Here is a 15,706-nt window from a genome sequence, read left to right as displayed (position 1 = left end):
ATCATCGACCCGGATCCGGCGCCGCGCGTTCCGCTCAATCGGAGAGTCTGGGCGCGCCCCGTCCGAGAATGTCGGAGGGTGCGGTTAGGCTCAATGCAGTTGTTCGCATCGAGCGTGAAGGAGCACCGGAGTGGCGAAGATCGGCGAGAGCAGTGAGCTGTTGAAGTGCTCGTTCTGCGGCAAATCGCAGAAGCAGGTGCAGCAGCTCATCGCGGGCCCGCAGATCTACATCTGCGACGAGTGCGTCGCGCTCTGCAACGAGATCATCGAGGAGCGCTTGGCCGAGCATCAGACGGCAGAGCCCGCGGATTTCACGCTGCACAAGCCCCGCGAGATCGCCGACTTCCTCGATCAATACGTGATCGGCCAGGACCGGGCGAAGCAGTCGCTGGCCGTCGCTGTCTACAACCACTACAAGCGGGTGCGCGCGATGTCGGCCCTCACGAGCGCCGAGGCCGCGTCCGAACAGGTCGAGATCGCGAAATCGAACATCCTCATGCTCGGTCCCACCGGCTGCGGCAAGACCTATCTCGCGCAGTCGCTCGCGAGGCAGCTCGGGGTGCCCTTCGCCGTGGCCGACGCGACGGCGCTGACCGAGGCGGGCTACGTCGGCGAAGACGTCGAGAACATCCTGCTCAAGCTGCTGCAGGCCGCCGACTTCGACGTGCAGCGCGCCGAGACCGGCATCATCTACATCGACGAGATCGACAAGATCACCCGCAAAGCCGAGAACCCCTCCATCACCCGCGACGTCTCGGGCGAGGGCGTGCAGCAGGCGCTGCTCAAGATCCTCGAGGGCACGGTCGCCTCGATCCCGCCCCAGGGCGGCCGCAAGCACCCCAACCAGGAGTTTATCCAGCTCGACACCACGAACGTGCTGTTCATCGTGGCGGGCGCATTCGCCGGACTCGAGGACATCATCGCCTCGCGTCTCGGCAAGGGCGGCATCGGCTTCGGCGCTCCCGTCGCGAACAAGCGCGGCGGCGAGGAGCTGATCGCCGAGGTGCAGCCCGAAGACCTGCACAAGTTCGGCCTCATCCCCGAGTTCATCGGTCGCCTGCCGGTCGTGGCGACGGTCAGCCCGCTCGACGTCGAGGCGCTCACCCGCATTCTCACCGAGCCGAAGAACGCCCTCGTCAAGCAGTATCAGCGCATGTTCGAGCTCGACGGCGTCGGCCTCGAGTTCGAGGCGGCGGCGCTCGAATCGATCGCGGAGCAGGCGGTCGCCCGCAAGACGGGCGCGCGCGGCCTTCGCGCTATCATGGAAGACGTGCTCGGGCCGGTGATGTTCGAGGTTCCCTCGGCCGGCGACGTCACGAAGGTCATCGTGACGCGCGAGTCGGTGCTCGGCGAGGCCCCTCCGCGCGTGCTGCAGTCCCCTGCGCGCACCGAGCGCAGCGCCTGAACGCCGCCCTCCGGAGCCTCGAACCCTGCTCAGGCTTCGAGATCGGCGCGGCGCGGCGGGTTCGCGCCGGCGTGCGACACCGCGAATGCGGCGGCCGCGACCGCGCGTTCGAGCACCGGCTTCGCGTCGGCGAGCACGGCGGCCGGCCCTGACTCGAGGAGGCTCGAGGCCACGCTCGCCATGAACGAGTCGCCCGCGCTGATCGTGTCGACGACGTCGACCCGGCGGGCGGGCACCGAGTGCACCGCCTCATCGGTCACTGCCAGCGCGCCCTCGGCGCCGCGGGTCACGATCACGGCACGGGTGCGGCCGCTCTCGCCGAGTGCGAGGATGCGGTGCGCGGCGTCCTCGGGCGGCAGCCCGGGGTAGAGCCACTCCGCGTCCTCGTCGCTCAGCTTGACGAGATCGCTCAGGCCGACCGCGCACTCGAAGCGGGCGATCGCGCGATCCCGGTCCGGGATGAGCGAAGGGCGGATGTTCGGGTCGAGGGTCACGATCGTGCCGCGGTCGGCGCGGCGCATGATCTCGACGACCTCCGTGCCGCCCGGCTCCAGGAAGAGTCCGATGGAGCCCACGTGGAGCAGTGCGAACGGCGAGGGATCGACGCCGCCGGGCACGCGCCACTCGATGTCGAAGCGGTAGCTCGCCGAGCCGTCGGCGGCGAGCCGGGCCAGGGCGGTCGCGGTTCGCGCTCCCGGTTCGGGGGAGACGTGCAGCGCGACGCCCTCCGCCGCGAAGTGCGCGGCGATCCGTCGGCCGCGCGGGTCGTCGCCGAGGTGCGCGAGCAGCCGGGTGCGGTGCCCCAGCCGCGCGAGCCCCATCGCGATGTTCGCGGGCCCGCCGCCGACGAATTCCCGCGCGCCGTCCGCGTCCTCCACGATGTCGATGAGCGCCTCGCCGATGACGAGGGCCTCGGCCGCGTCCGTGCTCATGCCAGCGACCGGCCTGCGGACCCGAGCCGCTCCGCGGCCTCGACCACGCGGGCCGCCATGGCGGTCTCGGCGGGCTTGCCCCAGGCCCTGGGGTCGTAGGCCTTCTTGTCGCCGTAGCCGCCGTCGACCTTCAGCACCCGGTTCCAGTTCGACATCATGTGCCCGGCGATGGAGCTCGTGAACGCGTATTGCGTATCGGTGTCGATGTTCATCTTGACCACGCCGTGAGAGACGGCGGCCGCGATCTCCTCGGGGGAGGAGCCCGACCCACCGTGGAACACCAGGTCGAAGGGCCGGTCGCGCCCCGTCTCGGCGCCGATCTCCGCCTGGATCTCGCCGAGGATCTCCGGTCGCAGGTGCACCGATGCGGGGTTGTAGACGCCGTGGACGTTGCCGAATGTCAGCGCCGTGAGGTAGCGACCGCGCTCGCCGAGCCCGAGTGCCGCGACGGTGGCGCGCGCGTCGTCGACGGTGGAGTAGAGCTCGTCGTTGATCTCGTGCGAGATGCCGTCCTCCTCACCGCCCACGACCCCGATCTCGACCTCGAGAATGGTGCGGGCCCGATGGCTCAGTTCGAGGAGTTCCTCGGCGACGCGCAGGTTCTCGGCGAGGGGGAGCGCGGATCCGTCCCACATGTGCGACTGGAAGAGCGGGTCGAGCCCGCGCTCGCGCCGCTCGATCGCGTCGGCCAGAAGCGGGCGCACCCAGTCGTCCAGGTGTTCGGCGGCGCAGTGATCGGTGTGCAGGGCGACGGTCACGCCGTAGTCGGCGGCGACCTCGTGCGCGTAGGCGGCCAGCGCCTTCGAGCCGCGGGCGCGATCCTGCACCCGCGCCCCCGAGAGGTAGAGCGCGGTGCCGAGCGAGACCTGGATGATGCCGTCGCTCTCGGCATCGGCGAAGCCCTGCAGCGCGGCGTTGAGGGTCTGCGAGCTCGTGACGTTGATCGCGGGGAGGGCGAAGCCGTGCTGCTTCGCGTTGTCGATCATCTCCGCGTAGCGTTCGGGGGTGGCGATGGGCATGGGGATCCTTCCGATCAGGTCGGTGCGTGGCACCCGCAGGAGGTGCGGCGGTGGAACATGGTGTCGATGACGCGGTGCTCGAAGGGCCGGTCGTCGCCAGCGATGCGCGTCATGAGGAGGTCGACGGCTTCGGCGCCCATGCGCGCGACGTCCTGAGCGATCGCGGTGAGGCCCGGCCGGAAGAGATCGCTCCACTCGAAGTCGTCGTAGGAGGCGAACGCGAGATCGTCGGGGATGCGCTTGCCCGCGCGCTGGAGTGCGCGCAGCGCGCCGATGCTCATCGCGTTGTTGAGCGGGATCAGCGCGTCGGGCGTCTCTCCCCGGCCCAGCATCTCGGAGACGGCGCGCTCCGCGTCCTGCTCGTTCGACTCGCCCCGCAGGATCAGCCTCTCGTCGACGGGGATGCCGTTGGCCTCGAGCGCGTCCCGGTAGCCCTCCTCGCGCTGCGTCGTCGAGTCGAGGCCTGCCAGCCCGGTCACGGCCGCGATGCGACGGTGGCCGTGCGAGATGAGGTGCTCCGTCAACGCGCGAGCCGATTCCCGGTTCTCGGGCGTCAGCCGGTCGCAGGGGAACTCGAGGCTGCGGTCGATGAACACGAGCGGCGCGCCGGCCGCGGCGATCAGTCGGCCGGATTGCTCGAGGAATCCGCTCGAGGGGGCGACGATGAGGCCGTCCACCCGCTGATCGAGGAGCGATTCGACGACCCGCCGCTCCATGACCGCCTCATCGTGGGTGTCTCCGAGCACCAGCACGTACCCCGCCGCCGAGACGTGGCGCTCGATCGCGTGCAGCAACGGGCCGAAATAGGGGTGCGTGAGACCGGAGATGGCGAGGCCGACGGTGCGCGAGCTGCCGCCGGCGAGGGTGCGCGCGACGGCGTTCCGGCGGTACCCGAGTTCGGCGACGGCGCGCTCCACGCGCTCTCGGGTGTCGGCGTTGACGCGTCGCGTCCCGTTGAGCACGTGGGAGACGGTGCTGGAGGAGACGCCGGACAGGCGCGCGACGTCCGCCATAGTCGCCATCTCGAGCCTCCCGGAAGGTCCGCCGGGTCGCAGCCCGTCTGGGGTCACGATAACAGATCGGTCACAGCCGGGGAAAGTGCGTACAAGCGCTTGCGCAAGCGCTTTCGCGATGCATATGGTGTGTGCGGACGCAGTCGTCCGCACACACGAGATCGAAGGAGCTCTCACATGAATGCCAAGCCCTCGCAACGACTCCTGCTTCGCGCAGCCGCGATCACGGCCACAGCACTGCTGCTCGGCACCACGGCGTGCAGCAGCGGCGACTCCTCGGGGGACGAGGGATCCGGTGGCTCGGGCGAGGACATCAAGATCGGCCTCATCACGAAGACCGACTCCAACCCCTTCTTCGTGAAGATGCGGGAGTCCGCGCAGGAGGCCGCCGAGGAGAACGGCGCCGAGCTCATCGCCCTCTCCGGCGCTTTCGACGGCGACAACGAGGGCCAGGTGGCCGCGATCGAGAATCTCGTGAGCCAGGGCGTGCAGGGCATCATGATCACGCCGAACTCGTCCTCGGGCATCCTTGCGGCGATCAAGCAGGCGCGCGATCAGGGAGTGCTCGTCGTCGCGCTCGACACCGCGACCGATCCCGAGGACGCGGTCGACGCGACCTTCGCGACCGACAACTTCGCGGCGGGCGTCGCGCAGGGATCCTGGGTGAAGGCCAGCCTCGGCGATACCGAGCCGAAGGTGGTGATGCTCGACGGCACCCCGGGCGGCACCGTCGACACCTTCCGCCACGACGGCTTCCTCGAGGGCATGGGCCTGAAGGAGGACGCGCCCGAGGTGCTTGGCATGGAGAACACCAACGGCGATCAGACCAAGGCGCAGACCGCCATGGAGAACCTGCTGCAGCGCGCCCCCGAGGCCAACGCGCTCTACACGATCAACGAGCCGGCCGCCGCGGGCGGATTCGCCGCCATCAAGGCCGCGGGCAAGGAGGACCAGATCGTGATCGGCTCGATCGACGGCTCCTGCACGGGCGTCGAGAACGTCAAGAACGGCGTGATCGGAGCGACCGTGATGCAGTTCCCGACGAAGATGGCCTCCCAGGGCGTCGAGGCGATCGTCGCCTACGCGAAGGACGGCACGAAGCCCAAGGCGGGCTTCAACGACACCGGCTCGGAGCTCATCACCGACAAGCCCGTCGAGGGTCTGCCGTCGAAGGACACGACCTGGGGCGCGGAGAACTGCTGGGGCTGACCCCTCCGTCGCACAGCGCCGGGAGAGTGCGGGCCGTCGACGCATCGACGGCCCGCATCCGGCAGAAAGACGATCTCTCATGACGACAACACCCACCCAAGCGAGTTCGGTCCCCTCGAAGAAGGGGACGGCGCCCGGCATCTCGCGCATCGTGCAGATGCCGCTCTTCGGATCGACGGTCGCGCTGATCCTGGCCATCATCGTGTTCAGCATCCTCTCGCCGCGGTTCCTCACCCCGGCGAACTTCTCCCTGATCCTGCAGCAGTCCGTCGTGATCGGCATCCTCGCCGTCGCGCAGACGCTCATCATCCTCACCGCGGGCATCGACCTGTCCATCGGGGCGATCGCGGTTCTCGGCACGATCGTGCTGGCGATCTCGGGGGGAGAGACGGGAGCCATCGTCGGTCTGCTGCTCACACTGCTCGTGTGCGTCGCGCTCGGATCCCTCAACGGCGCGCTCGTCACGCTGCTGAAGCTGCCGCCGTTCATCGTGACGCTCGGAGCGTTCACGGCGATCGTCGCGGCGACGCGGCTGTTCGCGGGGTCCCAGACCTTCCCGGTCTCAGACCCTGTGCTGACCTTCCTCGGCACGTCGTTCAAGATCGGCAGCTTCGTCACCACCTACGGGGTCGTCGCGATGCTGCTCGTCTACCTGGTGGTCGGCTACGCGCTGACGCAGACGGCGTGGGGCAAGCACGTCTACGCCGTCGGCGGCAATCCGGTCGCGGCGCGCCTCTCCGGCGTCAAGAGCGACCGCGCGATCTTCTCGGTGTATCTCGTGGCCGGAGTCATCGCGATGATCGCGGCGTGGGCGGCGCTCGGCCGCATTCCGAACGCCGATCCGAACGCGTACCAGAACGCCAACCTCGAGACGATCACCGCGGTGGTCATCGGCGGTACGAGTCTCTTCGGAGGCCGGGGCGGCGTGCTCGGCACGCTCATCGGCACGCTCATCGTCGGCGTTCTCCGAAACGGACTGACGCTCGCGGGCGTCGACAACCTGTATCAGAACATCGCCACCGGCATCCTCGTCGTCGCGGCCGTCGCCGCGGACCAGTTCATGCGCCGGAAGAGCGCCAGGTAGGAGAGGGATCATGAACGAAACCTCAGCAGCAGCGGCCCCCGCAGTCGGGGCGCCCGCTCAGCCGCTCGCGCTGCAGGCGCGCGGGCTCGTGAAGCGCTACGGAAGCGTGACGGCCATCAACGGCGCCGACTTCGATCTCCGCTCGGGCGAGGTGCTGGCGGTGATCGGGGACAACGGCGCAGGCAAGTCGAGCCTCATCAAGGCGCTCGCCGGTGCCGTGGTGCCCGACGAGGGCGAGATCAGGATGAAGGGAGAGGTCGTCCACTTCCGCAACACGGGCGACGCGAGAGCGCACGGCATCGAGACGGTGTACCAGGATCTCGCGGTCATCCCCGCCCTCGACATCGCCTCAAACCTCTACCTCGGTCGCGAGATCCGACGCAAGGGCATCATGGGCAGCCTCTTCCGCCGCCTGGACATGCCGGCGATGCGCGAGGAGGCCTCGAAGCACCTGTCCGAGTTGAAGATCGGCATCAAGTCGGTCAACCAGGCAGTGGAGACGCTCTCGGGAGGGCAACGCCAGGGCGTCGCGGTGTCGCGGGCGGCGGCCTTCGGCAAGGGCGTCATCATCATGGACGAGCCCACGGCCGCGCTCGGCGTGCGCGAATCGGGGCAGGTGATCGAGCTGATCAAGTCGATCAGGGATCGCGGCATCCCCGTAGTGCTGATCAGCCACGACATGCCCCACGTGTTCGAGGTCGCCGACCGCATCCACGTGCACCGTCTGGGGCGCCGCGCCGCCGTGGTCGATCCCAAGCAGCGGTCGATGTCCGAGGTGGTGGCGCTCATGACCGGCGCCGAACGGCCGACGGATCTCGAGGCGGCCGGCGGTGCCTGAGGCGCCTCGCGGAGTCTTCGTAGGCCTCGCGACGCTGGATGTGATCCATCGCGTGCGCGAGCTCCCCGGCCCCAACGAGAAGATCACGGCGACCGCGCAGTTCGTCGCGGCCGGCGGCCCTGCGGCGAACGCCGCGGTGACGTTCGCTGCGCTCGGAGGCGCGGCGACGCTCGTGACCGCTCTGGGACGCGGCCGCGTCGCCGAGACCATCGCGGCCGAGCTCGAGAGCGCGGGCGTCACCGTGATCGACGTCGCCCCGGATCTCGCGGAGATCGCCCCGGTCTCCTCCGTCTCCGTCATCGAGGCCTCGGGCGACCGCTCGGTGGTCGGGGGCGACGCCGCCTCCATCGCCGTCCCCGCCCCCGCCGGCGACGAGCTGCGGAGCATCCTCGCCGACGCCGACGTCGTACTCCTCGACGGGCACCACCCCGAACTCTCGCGAGCGGCAGCGGCGATCGTCGCCGCCGCAGGCCTGCCGTCCGTCGTCGACGCGGGCCGCTGGAAGCCGATCATGCCCGATGTGATCGCAGCGGTGAGCGACGTGGTGGCGTCGGCGGACTTCCGCGTGCCCGGGGCACAGACATCGCACGAGACCGCGCGATCCCTCATCGCATCGGGCACGCCGGTCGTGGTCACCACGGCGGGCGGCGAGCCGGTACGCTGGTCGAGCGGAGGGATCTCTGGCGAGACCCCCGTGCCCGCGGTGGACGTCGCAGACACGCTCGGAGCCGGAGACGTGTTCCACGGCGCCTACGCCTTCGCTCTCGCCACGGGGGCCGCGATCGCCGATCGCGTCGCATTCGCGGCCGAGGTCGCCGCGACGCGCTGCGCCCGCATCGGCCCGAGAAGCTGGCTCGCCGCCATCGCCGAGATCCCGAAACCAGGACGTTGAGAACAGGACGAACATGACCGCCGCCCCCATCGCCGACGTGTCGTACGCGCAACTGCTCGAACGCGCGCGGGGACTCGCCGTGCCCGGACGCCGCACGATCCTCGGGATCACCGGAGCCCCGGGAGCGGGAAAGTCGAGCCTGGCCGAGAGACTGGTCGCGGAGCTGGGCCCCGAGCGCGCGGTGCTCGTGCCCATGGACGGCTTCCACCTCGCAGAATCCGTGCTCCAAGACCTCGGGTGGCGCGACCGCAAGGGCGCCGTCGACACCTTCGACGCAGGCGGTTACGTCGCGCTCCTGCGGCGCATCAGGGAGCAGACCGCGGAGGGCGGGGAACAGGTGATCTACGCGCCGATCTTCCGCCGCGACCTCGAGGAGCCGATCGGCTCGGCGATACCGGTGCGCCGCGAGGTTCCCCTCGTCGTGACCGAGGGCAACTACCTGCTGCACGACTCCGATCCCTGGCCGCGCGCGCGCGAGGCCCTCGACGAGTCGTGGTTCCTCGCCCCGGGCGAGGAGCAGCGGCTCGCCTGGCTGATCGAGCGCCACATGCGCTTCGGCCGCTCCGAAGACGAGGCGCGGGAGCGCTCGCTCGGCAGCGACCAGCGCAACGCCGAGGTGATCGCCGCGACCGCCGGGCGCGCCGACCTCGTGCTCCGGCTCGCCGTGGAGGAGGTCTGAGCCCGCCCGACGCTCAGCTCACCGTGCGCGAGAGCTCGTAGCTCAGCAGCGTCGACGATCCTTCGGCCAGCGACAGCAGCTCGACGCGGAGCCCCGGCTTCGTCAGCACCGTCAGTCCGCTCGCCTCGTCCACGCCCTCGGACTGCAGGTGGTTGAGCGAGCTCACCTGCTCGGAGAGGGCATCGGCCCGCTTCTCGGAGTCGGCGCGGAGCACCACGAACCACTGATCCGGCCCGCGCTCTCCGGTGTCGTCGATGACGGCGCCATCCGGCAGCGCGAACTCCTCCTTCGGGAAGCTCGCGGGCAGCTCGGTGTTCTTCTTCGTGGCCTCCGCGGGCGGCTCGGGGTGACCCGACTCGCCTTCCTCCAGGGTGTTGCCGCCGTGCGTATCGGAGCCGGTCGGGGCCTCTGAGGTGTCGGGCTCGGGGGCGCACGCGGCGAGCGGCAGGGCGAGCAGCAGGGTCGCGGCCAGCGCGAGGCCGCGAGGGATCGCGCTCCGTGAGCGGGGTGTCGGCGCCATGACGGCTCCTCTCGGTAATTACGACTGTGCCCGTCAGTCGAGCCAGTCGTCTTCGGAACTCTCGCTCTCGCTCTCGACGATGGCGAGGCCCGCCCCGTCGAGGGTGACGATCACGAGGTCGTCGAGGGCGCAACGCGGCCGGCCCTCGAGCCAGGTGAGGGTCCAGGAGGCCGCGTCCGGGTGCGCGGCCTCCTGCTCGGCGATGAGCCGGTGGAGCTGCGGCGGCACGGCACGGTGCGGTTCCGCTCCGGCGGCCCAGCGAGACCCCAGCTGCACGATCAGCCCGCCGGCTGCTCGAGACGGATCTCGGCGATCGCGACCGCGTCGACCTCGGCGGCCTCGATGCGCAGTTCCGCGATGCGCCCGACCGCAGCGAGATCGGCGGCGGCGAGCTCGAGGCGATCGCGATCCGCCGCGGGGGCGTGCACGACCGCGAGCTCGACGGGGGTGCGCTGCGAGGCCTTGGCAGCGGTCTTCGCGCCGCGGATGCCGATGAGCGCGCCGCCCACGAGACCGAGCAGGCCCGCGTCGGCCTCGGCTCCGGCGAGCTCGAGGGCCTCACCGGCGACGGGCCAGGCGGCGCGGTGCACCGATCCCTCGCCGAACCACGACCAGACCTCCTCGGTCGCGTAGGGCAGGAACGGCGCGAGCAGGCGCACGAACGCCGACAGAGCTGCGCGCAGCGCCGTCACGGCCGACGCCTGCGACTGGCCGATGCCGTTGTGCGCGCGCTCCTTCACGATCTCGAGGTAGTCGTCGCAGAAGGTCCAGAAGTACGACTCGGTGAGTTCGAGCGCGCGGGCGTGATCGTAGGCGTCGAAGGCGCGGGTGGCGCCCTCGATCACACCGGCGAGGCCGGCGAGCATCGAGCGGTCGATCGCCTCCGTGACCTCTCCTGCGCCAGAGGCGTCGAAGCTCAGCGTGAACTTCGCCGCGTTCAGGAGCTTGATGGCGAGGCGGCGGCCGATCTTGATCTGCGTCGGGTTCTGCGGGTCGAAGGCCGCATCGGTGCCGAGCTTCGCGGACGACGCCCAGTAGCGCACCGCGTCGGAACCGTGCTGGGCGAGCATGCCTGCGGGCGTCACGACGTTGCCCTTCGACTTCGACATCTTCTTGCGGTCGGGGTCGAGGATCCAGCCCGAGATGCCGGCGTTCTTCCAGGGGAGGCGCCCGGCCTCGAGCTCGGAGCGCAGCAGCGTCGAGAACAGCCAGGTGCGGATGATGTCCTGGCCCTGCGGGCGCAGATCGTAGGGGTAGACGAGATCGAAGAGCTCCGGGTCGCGCTCCCAGCCGCCAGCGAGTTGCGGGGTGAGGGAGGAGGTCGCCCAGGTGTCCATGACGTCGACCTCGCCCTGGAAGCCGCCGGGCACGCCGCGCTGCTCCTCGGTGTAGCCGGCGGGCACATCGCTGGAGGGATCGACGGGCAGCTGCTCTTCGGCGGGGAGGATGGGCTCGTCGAAGACCGGGTTGCCCTCCGCGTCGAGCGGGTACCACACCGGGATCGGCACGCCGAAGAAGCGCTGGCGCGAGATGAGCCAGTCGCCCGACAGCCCCTCGACCCAGTTCTCGTAGCGCACCCGCATGAAGTCGGGGTGCCAGTCGAGCTCGCGCCCGTGCGCGAGCAGGCGATCCCTCAGCTCCTCGTCGCGAGCGCCGTTCTTGATGTACCACTGGCGGGTCGAGACGATCTCGAGCGGCTTGTCGCCCTTCTCGAAGAACTTCACCGGGTGGCTGATCTTGCGGATCTCACCGACCAGCTCGCCCGACTCCTGCGCCGCCTCCACGATCGCGGCCTTCGCGCTGAAGACGGTCTTGCCGGCGATCTGCGCGTAGAGCTCAAGGCCGCGCTCGCTCGTGATCGCCTCGGGGGCATCGGCGAGCACGCGCCCGTCGAAGCCGAGGATCGCCCGGTTCGGCAGGTCGAGCTCTCGCCACCAGATGACGTCGGTGACGTCGCCGAAGGTGCAGATCATGGCGATGCCGGTGCCCTTGTCCTGCTGGGCGAGGTGGTGCGCGACGATCGGCACCTCGACGTCGAAGAGCGGGGTGCGCACGGTCTGCCCGAAGAGCGGTCGGTAGCGCTCGTCATCGGGGTGCGCGACGAGGGCCACGCAGGCGGGAAGCAGCTCCGGGCGCGTCGTGTCGATGAGGATGTCGCCCGCGCCGTCGGTGCGGTGGAATGCGAGCGTGTGGTAGGCGCTCGGCTGCTCGCGGTCCTCGAGCTCGGCCTGCGCCACCGCCGTGCGGAAGGTGACGTCCCACAGCGTGGGCGCCTGCGCCTGATAGGCCTCGCCGCGCTCCACGTTGCGGATGAAGGCCAGCTGCGACGCGCGCAGCGACTCCTCGCCGATCGTGCGGTAGGTCTGGTTCCAGTCGACCGACAGGCCGAGCGTGCGCCACAGATCCTCGAACTGCTTCTCGTCCTCGACCGTCAGCCGCTCGCACAGCTCGATGAAATTGCGGCGCGAGATCGGCTGCTGATCCGCGGCCTTGATGCTCTTGCCGTCACCGCCCTCGTGCGGAGGCACGAAGCCCTCGACGTAGGGGAGGGAGGGATCGCAGCGCACGCCGTAGTAGTTCTGCACGCGGCGCTCGGTCGGCAGACCGTTGTCATCCCAGCCCATCGGGTAGAACACGCGCTTGCCCCGCATGCGCTGGTAGCGGGCGACCGTGTCGGTGTGCGTGTACGAGAAGACGTGCCCCACGTGGAGCGACCCCGAGGCCGTCGGCGGGGGAGTGTCGATGCTGTAGACCTCCGCGGCCTCGGCGCCCGCGCGGTCGAAGGCGTAGGTGCCCTCCTTCTCCCAGACGGCGCCCCACTTCTCTTCGAGGCCTTCGAGTGCCGGCTTTTCGGGGATCGTGCTCATGCAGGGCTCCGTTTTCGTTATGGACGGCACCGCGTGGTCGACCGGCGGGGCCGGTCTTGGTGCCTGATGCTCAACCCCTCAAGCCTACCGCGACGCGCCGAGCGCGCCGCGAAGACCCCTGCGTGCCGCGAAGGTCTAGTCTGAGCCTCAGCCGGCCTCCCGGCCGGAGGAATCAGTGCCGATTCGGAAGGAGCACCATCGTGAGTTCCGACACTTCACGGGAGCATCTGGAGGACGACGAGCATCTCGCCGTCCTCGGGTACGAGGGCGAGTTCGATCGCTCCATGAGCCTGTGGGCGAACTTCGCCCTCGGCTTCACCTACCTCTCGCCGCTCGTCGGCGTGTACTCGCTGTTCGCGGTGGCGCTGTCCACCGGCGGGCCGCCCTCGATCTGGTGGATCGTCATCGTCGCCTGCGGTCAGCTGCTCGTGTCGCTCGTCTTCGGGGAGGTCGTGTCGCAGTACCCGATCCACGGCGGCATCTACCCCTGGGCGCGTCGGCTGTGGGGGAGGCGCTACGCCTGGATGGCGGCGTGGGTGTACATCTGGGCGATGATCGTCACGATCACCGCGGTCGCCGAGTTCGGTGCCGGGTTCGTCGCGAGCCTGCTGAACATCGAGCTGACCGCGAACTCGACGCTGGTCATCTCGCTGGGGCTGCTGCTGCTCGCGCTGCTCATCAACTTCACCGGGACGAAGTGGCTCGCGCGGATCGCACGGATCGGCCTCTTCGCCGAGCTCATCGGTGTGATCGGCGTCGGGCTGTACCTGCTGATCTTCCAGCGGCACCACGGCTTCGGGGTCTTCTTCGACACCATGGGCACTGCGGGCGAGGGGTCGTACGTGCCCGTCTTCCTCGCCTCGGCGATCGCGGGACTCTTCCTCTTCTACGGTTTCGAGGCCTGCGGCGACGTCGCCGAGGAGGTGTCGAACCCCGCGCGGCGCATTCCCCGCGCCATGATGATGACGATCCTCGTGGGGGCGGTGTCGGCGCTCTTCTCCTTCGCCGGCTACGTGCTGGCGGCACCGAACCTGGAGGCGATCGTCGCTGGCGAGGAGGGGGATCCGATCCCGGCGATCCTCGAGGCGAGCCTCGGGACCGTCGGCGCGAAGATCTTCCTCGTGGTCGCCGTGATCGCGTTCATCTCGTGCGTGCTGAGTCTGCAGGCCGCCGCGAGCCGCCTGCTGTTCTCCTTCGCGCGCGACGGCATGATCCCGGGCCACCGCTGGCTCTCGCGGGTGACCGCGGGCAGCCGGGTGCCGGCCAACGCGCTCATCGTGGCCTGCACGGTGCCGGCGCTCATCTGCGTGCTGATCTGGCTGAACGACGGGATCCTCGTCGCCGTGACCTCGTTCGCGATCCTCGGGATCTACCTGTCGTTCCAGATGGTCGTGCTTGCCGCGCTGCGGCAGCGCTTCAAGGGGTGGCGCCCAGCCGGGCCGTTCTCGCTCGGCGGGCTCGGCGCGCTGGTGAACGCGCTCGCGCTGGCCTACGGGATCTTCGCGATGGTCCTGCTCGCGACGCCCGGATCGAGCGGCGCGTTCCTCACCGACTACGTCGTGCACATCGGCCTCGTCGTCGTGCTCGTGACGGGCCTGCTCTACCTGTTCGTCGCCCGCCCCGACCGCAAGTCGACGGCGCCCGAGGGCGACGCGGTGCGCGTCGCGGAGGAGATCCGCGCGCGTACCGGACAGCACCGGGTGTGAGGTCCCGGTCCGCGATGCGGGATCGGGATCGCGGCCGGGAGCGCTTCTCGGCCGCGATCCCGATCAGTCCTCCAGATCGACCCCCAGCAGGGTCTCGTTGAGGGCGGGATCGCCGCCCGGCTCGGGCTCGGTGAGGTACTGCTCCCAGGAGATGCCGGCAGGAGTGAGCCCCTGGGCCGCGACCCAGCCGAAGAGGTGCTCGTAGGCGGCCGCGAGCCGCGCGTAGTCGCCCCTGACGAGCAGCGTCGCCGCGCGGCGGGCCGGGAGAGTCTCGGAGCCGACCTCGCCTTCGCCGGGGAAGGGCTCGGCAACGGGCACCGCGACCGAGAGGTCGAGGGTGTCGCCCGGGCTGCCGTGCACGACCCCCATGGGCGGGGCCGCCGGGGACACGCCGGCCCGGCCGAGCGCGCCGAAGATGGCGGGGTAGGCCCGGTCGTAGAGTGCCGGGATCCCGTCGAAGGCGACGGTGTCGCGCACGACCGCGAGATGCCGCTCCGGCAGGGCGACGATCTGGGGGTCCGGGAACTGCTCTGCTTGCTCTGCTGACACGGTGCGCTCCTCTGCTCGACGGGTCTCATGCTCATCCTACGATGGGCCGGCGGAGTGGCCCGCTCGCCGGGCCGGCGGAGCGGTCGGCTCGCTCAGTCGGTCATGAGGCCCTCGTAGGCGTCGCCGTGCTCGGCGAGCCAGGCGTCGACGGCACCCTCGGGGTCGCCCTCGTACTCGTCGCCCGTCACGAGGCTCTCGAGCGCCGCGTAGGCCGCGTCGTCGAGCTTGATCTTCGAGATGTACTCGGCCGCCTCGGGGAACTCGTCGGCGAAGCCGCTCTTGCCGAGGAAGTGCAGCGCCTCCGGGTCGCCCATCGCGCCCTTCGGGTCCTCGAGATCCTTCACCGGGTAGGCGTCGTTCGCCCAGAACGGCCGCCACAGCGTGACGACGACGTCCTCCTCGCGGTCGATCTTGTCCTCGAGGGTGGTGAGCATGGTCGCGGTCGACGAGGTGACGAGCTCGTACTCGTCGTCCAGGCCGTACTCGGGCATCATGACGTCCTGGGTCTGCGCGGTGAGCCCCGCGCCCGGCTCGATGCCGTAGATCTTGCCCTCGAAGCGGTCGGCGGCGCCCTTCAGCTCCTCGATCGAGTCGATGTCGACGTACTCGGGCACCGCGATCGTCAGCACGGCGCCCTCGTAGTAGGCGCCGAGGTCGTCGATCCGGTCGCCGTACTCCTCCATGTAGGAGGCGTGAGTCACCTCGGGCCACGCCGACGGGTAGACGTCGAAGCCGCCCTCCGAGAGGCTCGTGTAGAGCACCCCGGCGTCGACCTGCTCATCCATCTCGACGGTGTAGCCGAGGCGCTCCAGCTGATCCTGGAGCAGGTAGGCGGTGCTCAGTCCGTCGGTCCAGGCGGGCAGATAGCCGAGCGTGATGGTGCCCTTGTCGCCGTCGGAGCCGCCATCGGCCGAGCCGTTCGAGCAACCGGCGAGGGCGAGGCTCGCCGCCGCGCCGAGTGCGATGAGTCCTGCGAGCTTGCGCTTGTGCATG

15 protein-coding genes are annotated in these 15,706 nt (G+C 70.0%); 7 read left to right on the top strand and 8 right to left on the bottom strand.

Annotated elements, in window-relative coordinates; genetic code table 11:
* The first annotated feature begins 130 nt into the window (after nucleotides 1-130).
* A complete protein-coding gene (gene clpX / locus J4H91_RS05555; RefSeq protein ID WP_208045261.1) occupies nucleotides 131-1,405 on the top strand; it encodes an ATP-dependent Clp protease ATP-binding subunit ClpX in 1,275 nt (424 codons plus the stop codon).
* A gap of 29 nt (nucleotides 1,406-1,434) precedes the next feature.
* Here clpX and J4H91_RS05550 read toward each other — a convergent pair whose 3' ends face one another.
* From J4H91_RS05550 to J4H91_RS05540, 3 genes are read right to left on the bottom strand one after another with little or no spacing between them, the layout of a single operon-like run.
* Nucleotides 1,435-2,337, bottom strand: a complete 903-nt coding sequence (locus J4H91_RS05550) for a PfkB family carbohydrate kinase (RefSeq protein WP_208045260.1) — start codon at nucleotides 2,335-2,337, stop codon at nucleotides 1,435-1,437.
* Nucleotides 2,334-3,356, bottom strand: a complete 1,023-nt coding sequence (fbaA, locus tag J4H91_RS05545; protein WP_208045259.1) for a class II fructose-bisphosphate aldolase — start codon at nucleotides 3,354-3,356, stop codon at nucleotides 2,334-2,336. The genes J4H91_RS05550 and fbaA overlap by 4 nt, the downstream gene beginning before the upstream one ends.
* A 14-nt stretch (nucleotides 3,357-3,370) precedes the next feature.
* Nucleotides 3,371-4,378 (bottom strand): LacI family DNA-binding transcriptional regulator, encoded by a 1,008-nt coding sequence (locus tag J4H91_RS05540; RefSeq protein ID WP_208045258.1) that lies wholly within the window; start codon nucleotides 4,376-4,378, stop codon nucleotides 3,371-3,373.
* A gap of 168 nt (nucleotides 4,379-4,546) precedes the next feature.
* On the opposite strand from J4H91_RS05540, the gene J4H91_RS05535 reads away from it, so the two are divergent.
* The 5 genes from J4H91_RS05535 (at nucleotide 4,547) to J4H91_RS05515 (ending at nucleotide 9,071) form a co-directional block, all read left to right on the top strand.
* Nucleotides 4,547-5,578 carry a substrate-binding domain-containing protein gene (locus tag J4H91_RS05535; protein ID WP_208045257.1) on the top strand — a complete coding sequence of 344 codons (1,032 nt, stop codon included), beginning with the start codon at nucleotides 4,547-4,549 and terminating at the stop codon, nucleotides 5,576-5,578.
* 79 nt (nucleotides 5,579-5,657) lie between these two features.
* The gene (locus J4H91_RS05530) at nucleotides 5,658-6,662 is read left to right on the top strand and encodes an ABC transporter permease (RefSeq protein ID WP_208045256.1); all 1,005 of its coding nucleotides are present in this window, start codon (nucleotides 5,658-5,660) and stop codon (nucleotides 6,660-6,662) included.
* A 10-nt stretch (nucleotides 6,663-6,672) separates the two neighbouring features.
* Nucleotides 6,673-7,500: an ATP-binding cassette domain-containing protein gene (locus tag J4H91_RS05525; protein ID WP_208045255.1), complete on the top strand. Its 828-nt coding sequence runs from the start codon at nucleotides 6,673-6,675 to the stop codon at nucleotides 7,498-7,500.
* Nucleotides 7,493-8,392, top strand: coding sequence for a PfkB family carbohydrate kinase (locus tag J4H91_RS05520; protein WP_208045254.1), 900 nt, complete (start codon nucleotides 7,493-7,495; stop codon nucleotides 8,390-8,392). Before J4H91_RS05525 ends, J4H91_RS05520 begins: the two co-directional genes overlap by 8 nt.
* A 13-nt stretch (nucleotides 8,393-8,405) precedes the next feature.
* A complete protein-coding gene (locus J4H91_RS05515; RefSeq protein ID WP_208045253.1) occupies nucleotides 8,406-9,071 on the top strand; it encodes a nucleoside/nucleotide kinase family protein in 666 nt (221 codons plus the stop codon).
* A 13-nt stretch (nucleotides 9,072-9,084) separates the two neighbouring features.
* Here J4H91_RS05515 and J4H91_RS05510 read toward each other — a convergent pair whose 3' ends face one another.
* Genes J4H91_RS05510 through valS form a run of 3 tightly spaced genes read right to left on the bottom strand, consistent with a single transcriptional unit; the run spans nucleotide 9,085 to nucleotide 12,458 of the window.
* The gene (locus tag J4H91_RS05510) at nucleotides 9,085-9,591 is read right to left on the bottom strand and encodes a hypothetical protein (protein WP_208045252.1); all 507 of its coding nucleotides are present in this window, start codon (nucleotides 9,589-9,591) and stop codon (nucleotides 9,085-9,087) included.
* A gap of 33 nt (nucleotides 9,592-9,624) precedes the next feature.
* Nucleotides 9,625-9,819, bottom strand: coding sequence for a hypothetical protein (locus tag J4H91_RS05505; RefSeq protein ID WP_341783451.1), 195 nt, complete (start codon nucleotides 9,817-9,819; stop codon nucleotides 9,625-9,627).
* Nucleotides 9,820-9,869: 50 nt separating this feature from the next.
* On the bottom strand, nucleotides 9,870-12,458 hold the full coding sequence (valS, locus tag J4H91_RS05500) for a valine--tRNA ligase (RefSeq protein WP_208045250.1): 2,589 nt from the start codon (nucleotides 12,456-12,458) through the stop codon (nucleotides 9,870-9,872).
* Between the two features lie 200 nt (nucleotides 12,459-12,658).
* Here valS and J4H91_RS05495 point away from each other — a divergent pair, with 200 nt between their 5' ends.
* Complete coding sequence (locus J4H91_RS05495) at nucleotides 12,659-14,164, top strand: APC family permease (RefSeq protein ID WP_341783450.1); 1,506 nt, start codon at nucleotides 12,659-12,661, stop codon at nucleotides 14,162-14,164.
* 63 nt (nucleotides 14,165-14,227) lie between these two features.
* On the opposite strand, the gene J4H91_RS05490 is transcribed toward J4H91_RS05495, so the two are convergent.
* Nucleotides 14,228-14,713: a GyrI-like domain-containing protein gene (locus tag J4H91_RS05490; protein WP_208045249.1), complete on the bottom strand. Its 486-nt coding sequence runs from the start codon at nucleotides 14,711-14,713 to the stop codon at nucleotides 14,228-14,230.
* A gap of 92 nt (nucleotides 14,714-14,805) precedes the next feature.
* Nucleotides 14,806-15,705, bottom strand: coding sequence for a glycine betaine ABC transporter substrate-binding protein (locus J4H91_RS05485; RefSeq protein WP_208045248.1), 900 nt, complete (start codon nucleotides 15,703-15,705; stop codon nucleotides 14,806-14,808).
* Nucleotide 15,706: the final 1 nt, after the last annotated feature.

The organism is Leucobacter ruminantium, from assembly GCF_017565705.1.
GTDB classification, from domain to species: domain Bacteria; phylum Actinomycetota; class Actinomycetes; order Actinomycetales; family Microbacteriaceae; genus Leucobacter; species Leucobacter ruminantium.
Note: the sequence above shows the minus strand (reverse complement) of the source record. Positions and strands in the feature narration are given on the sequence as shown.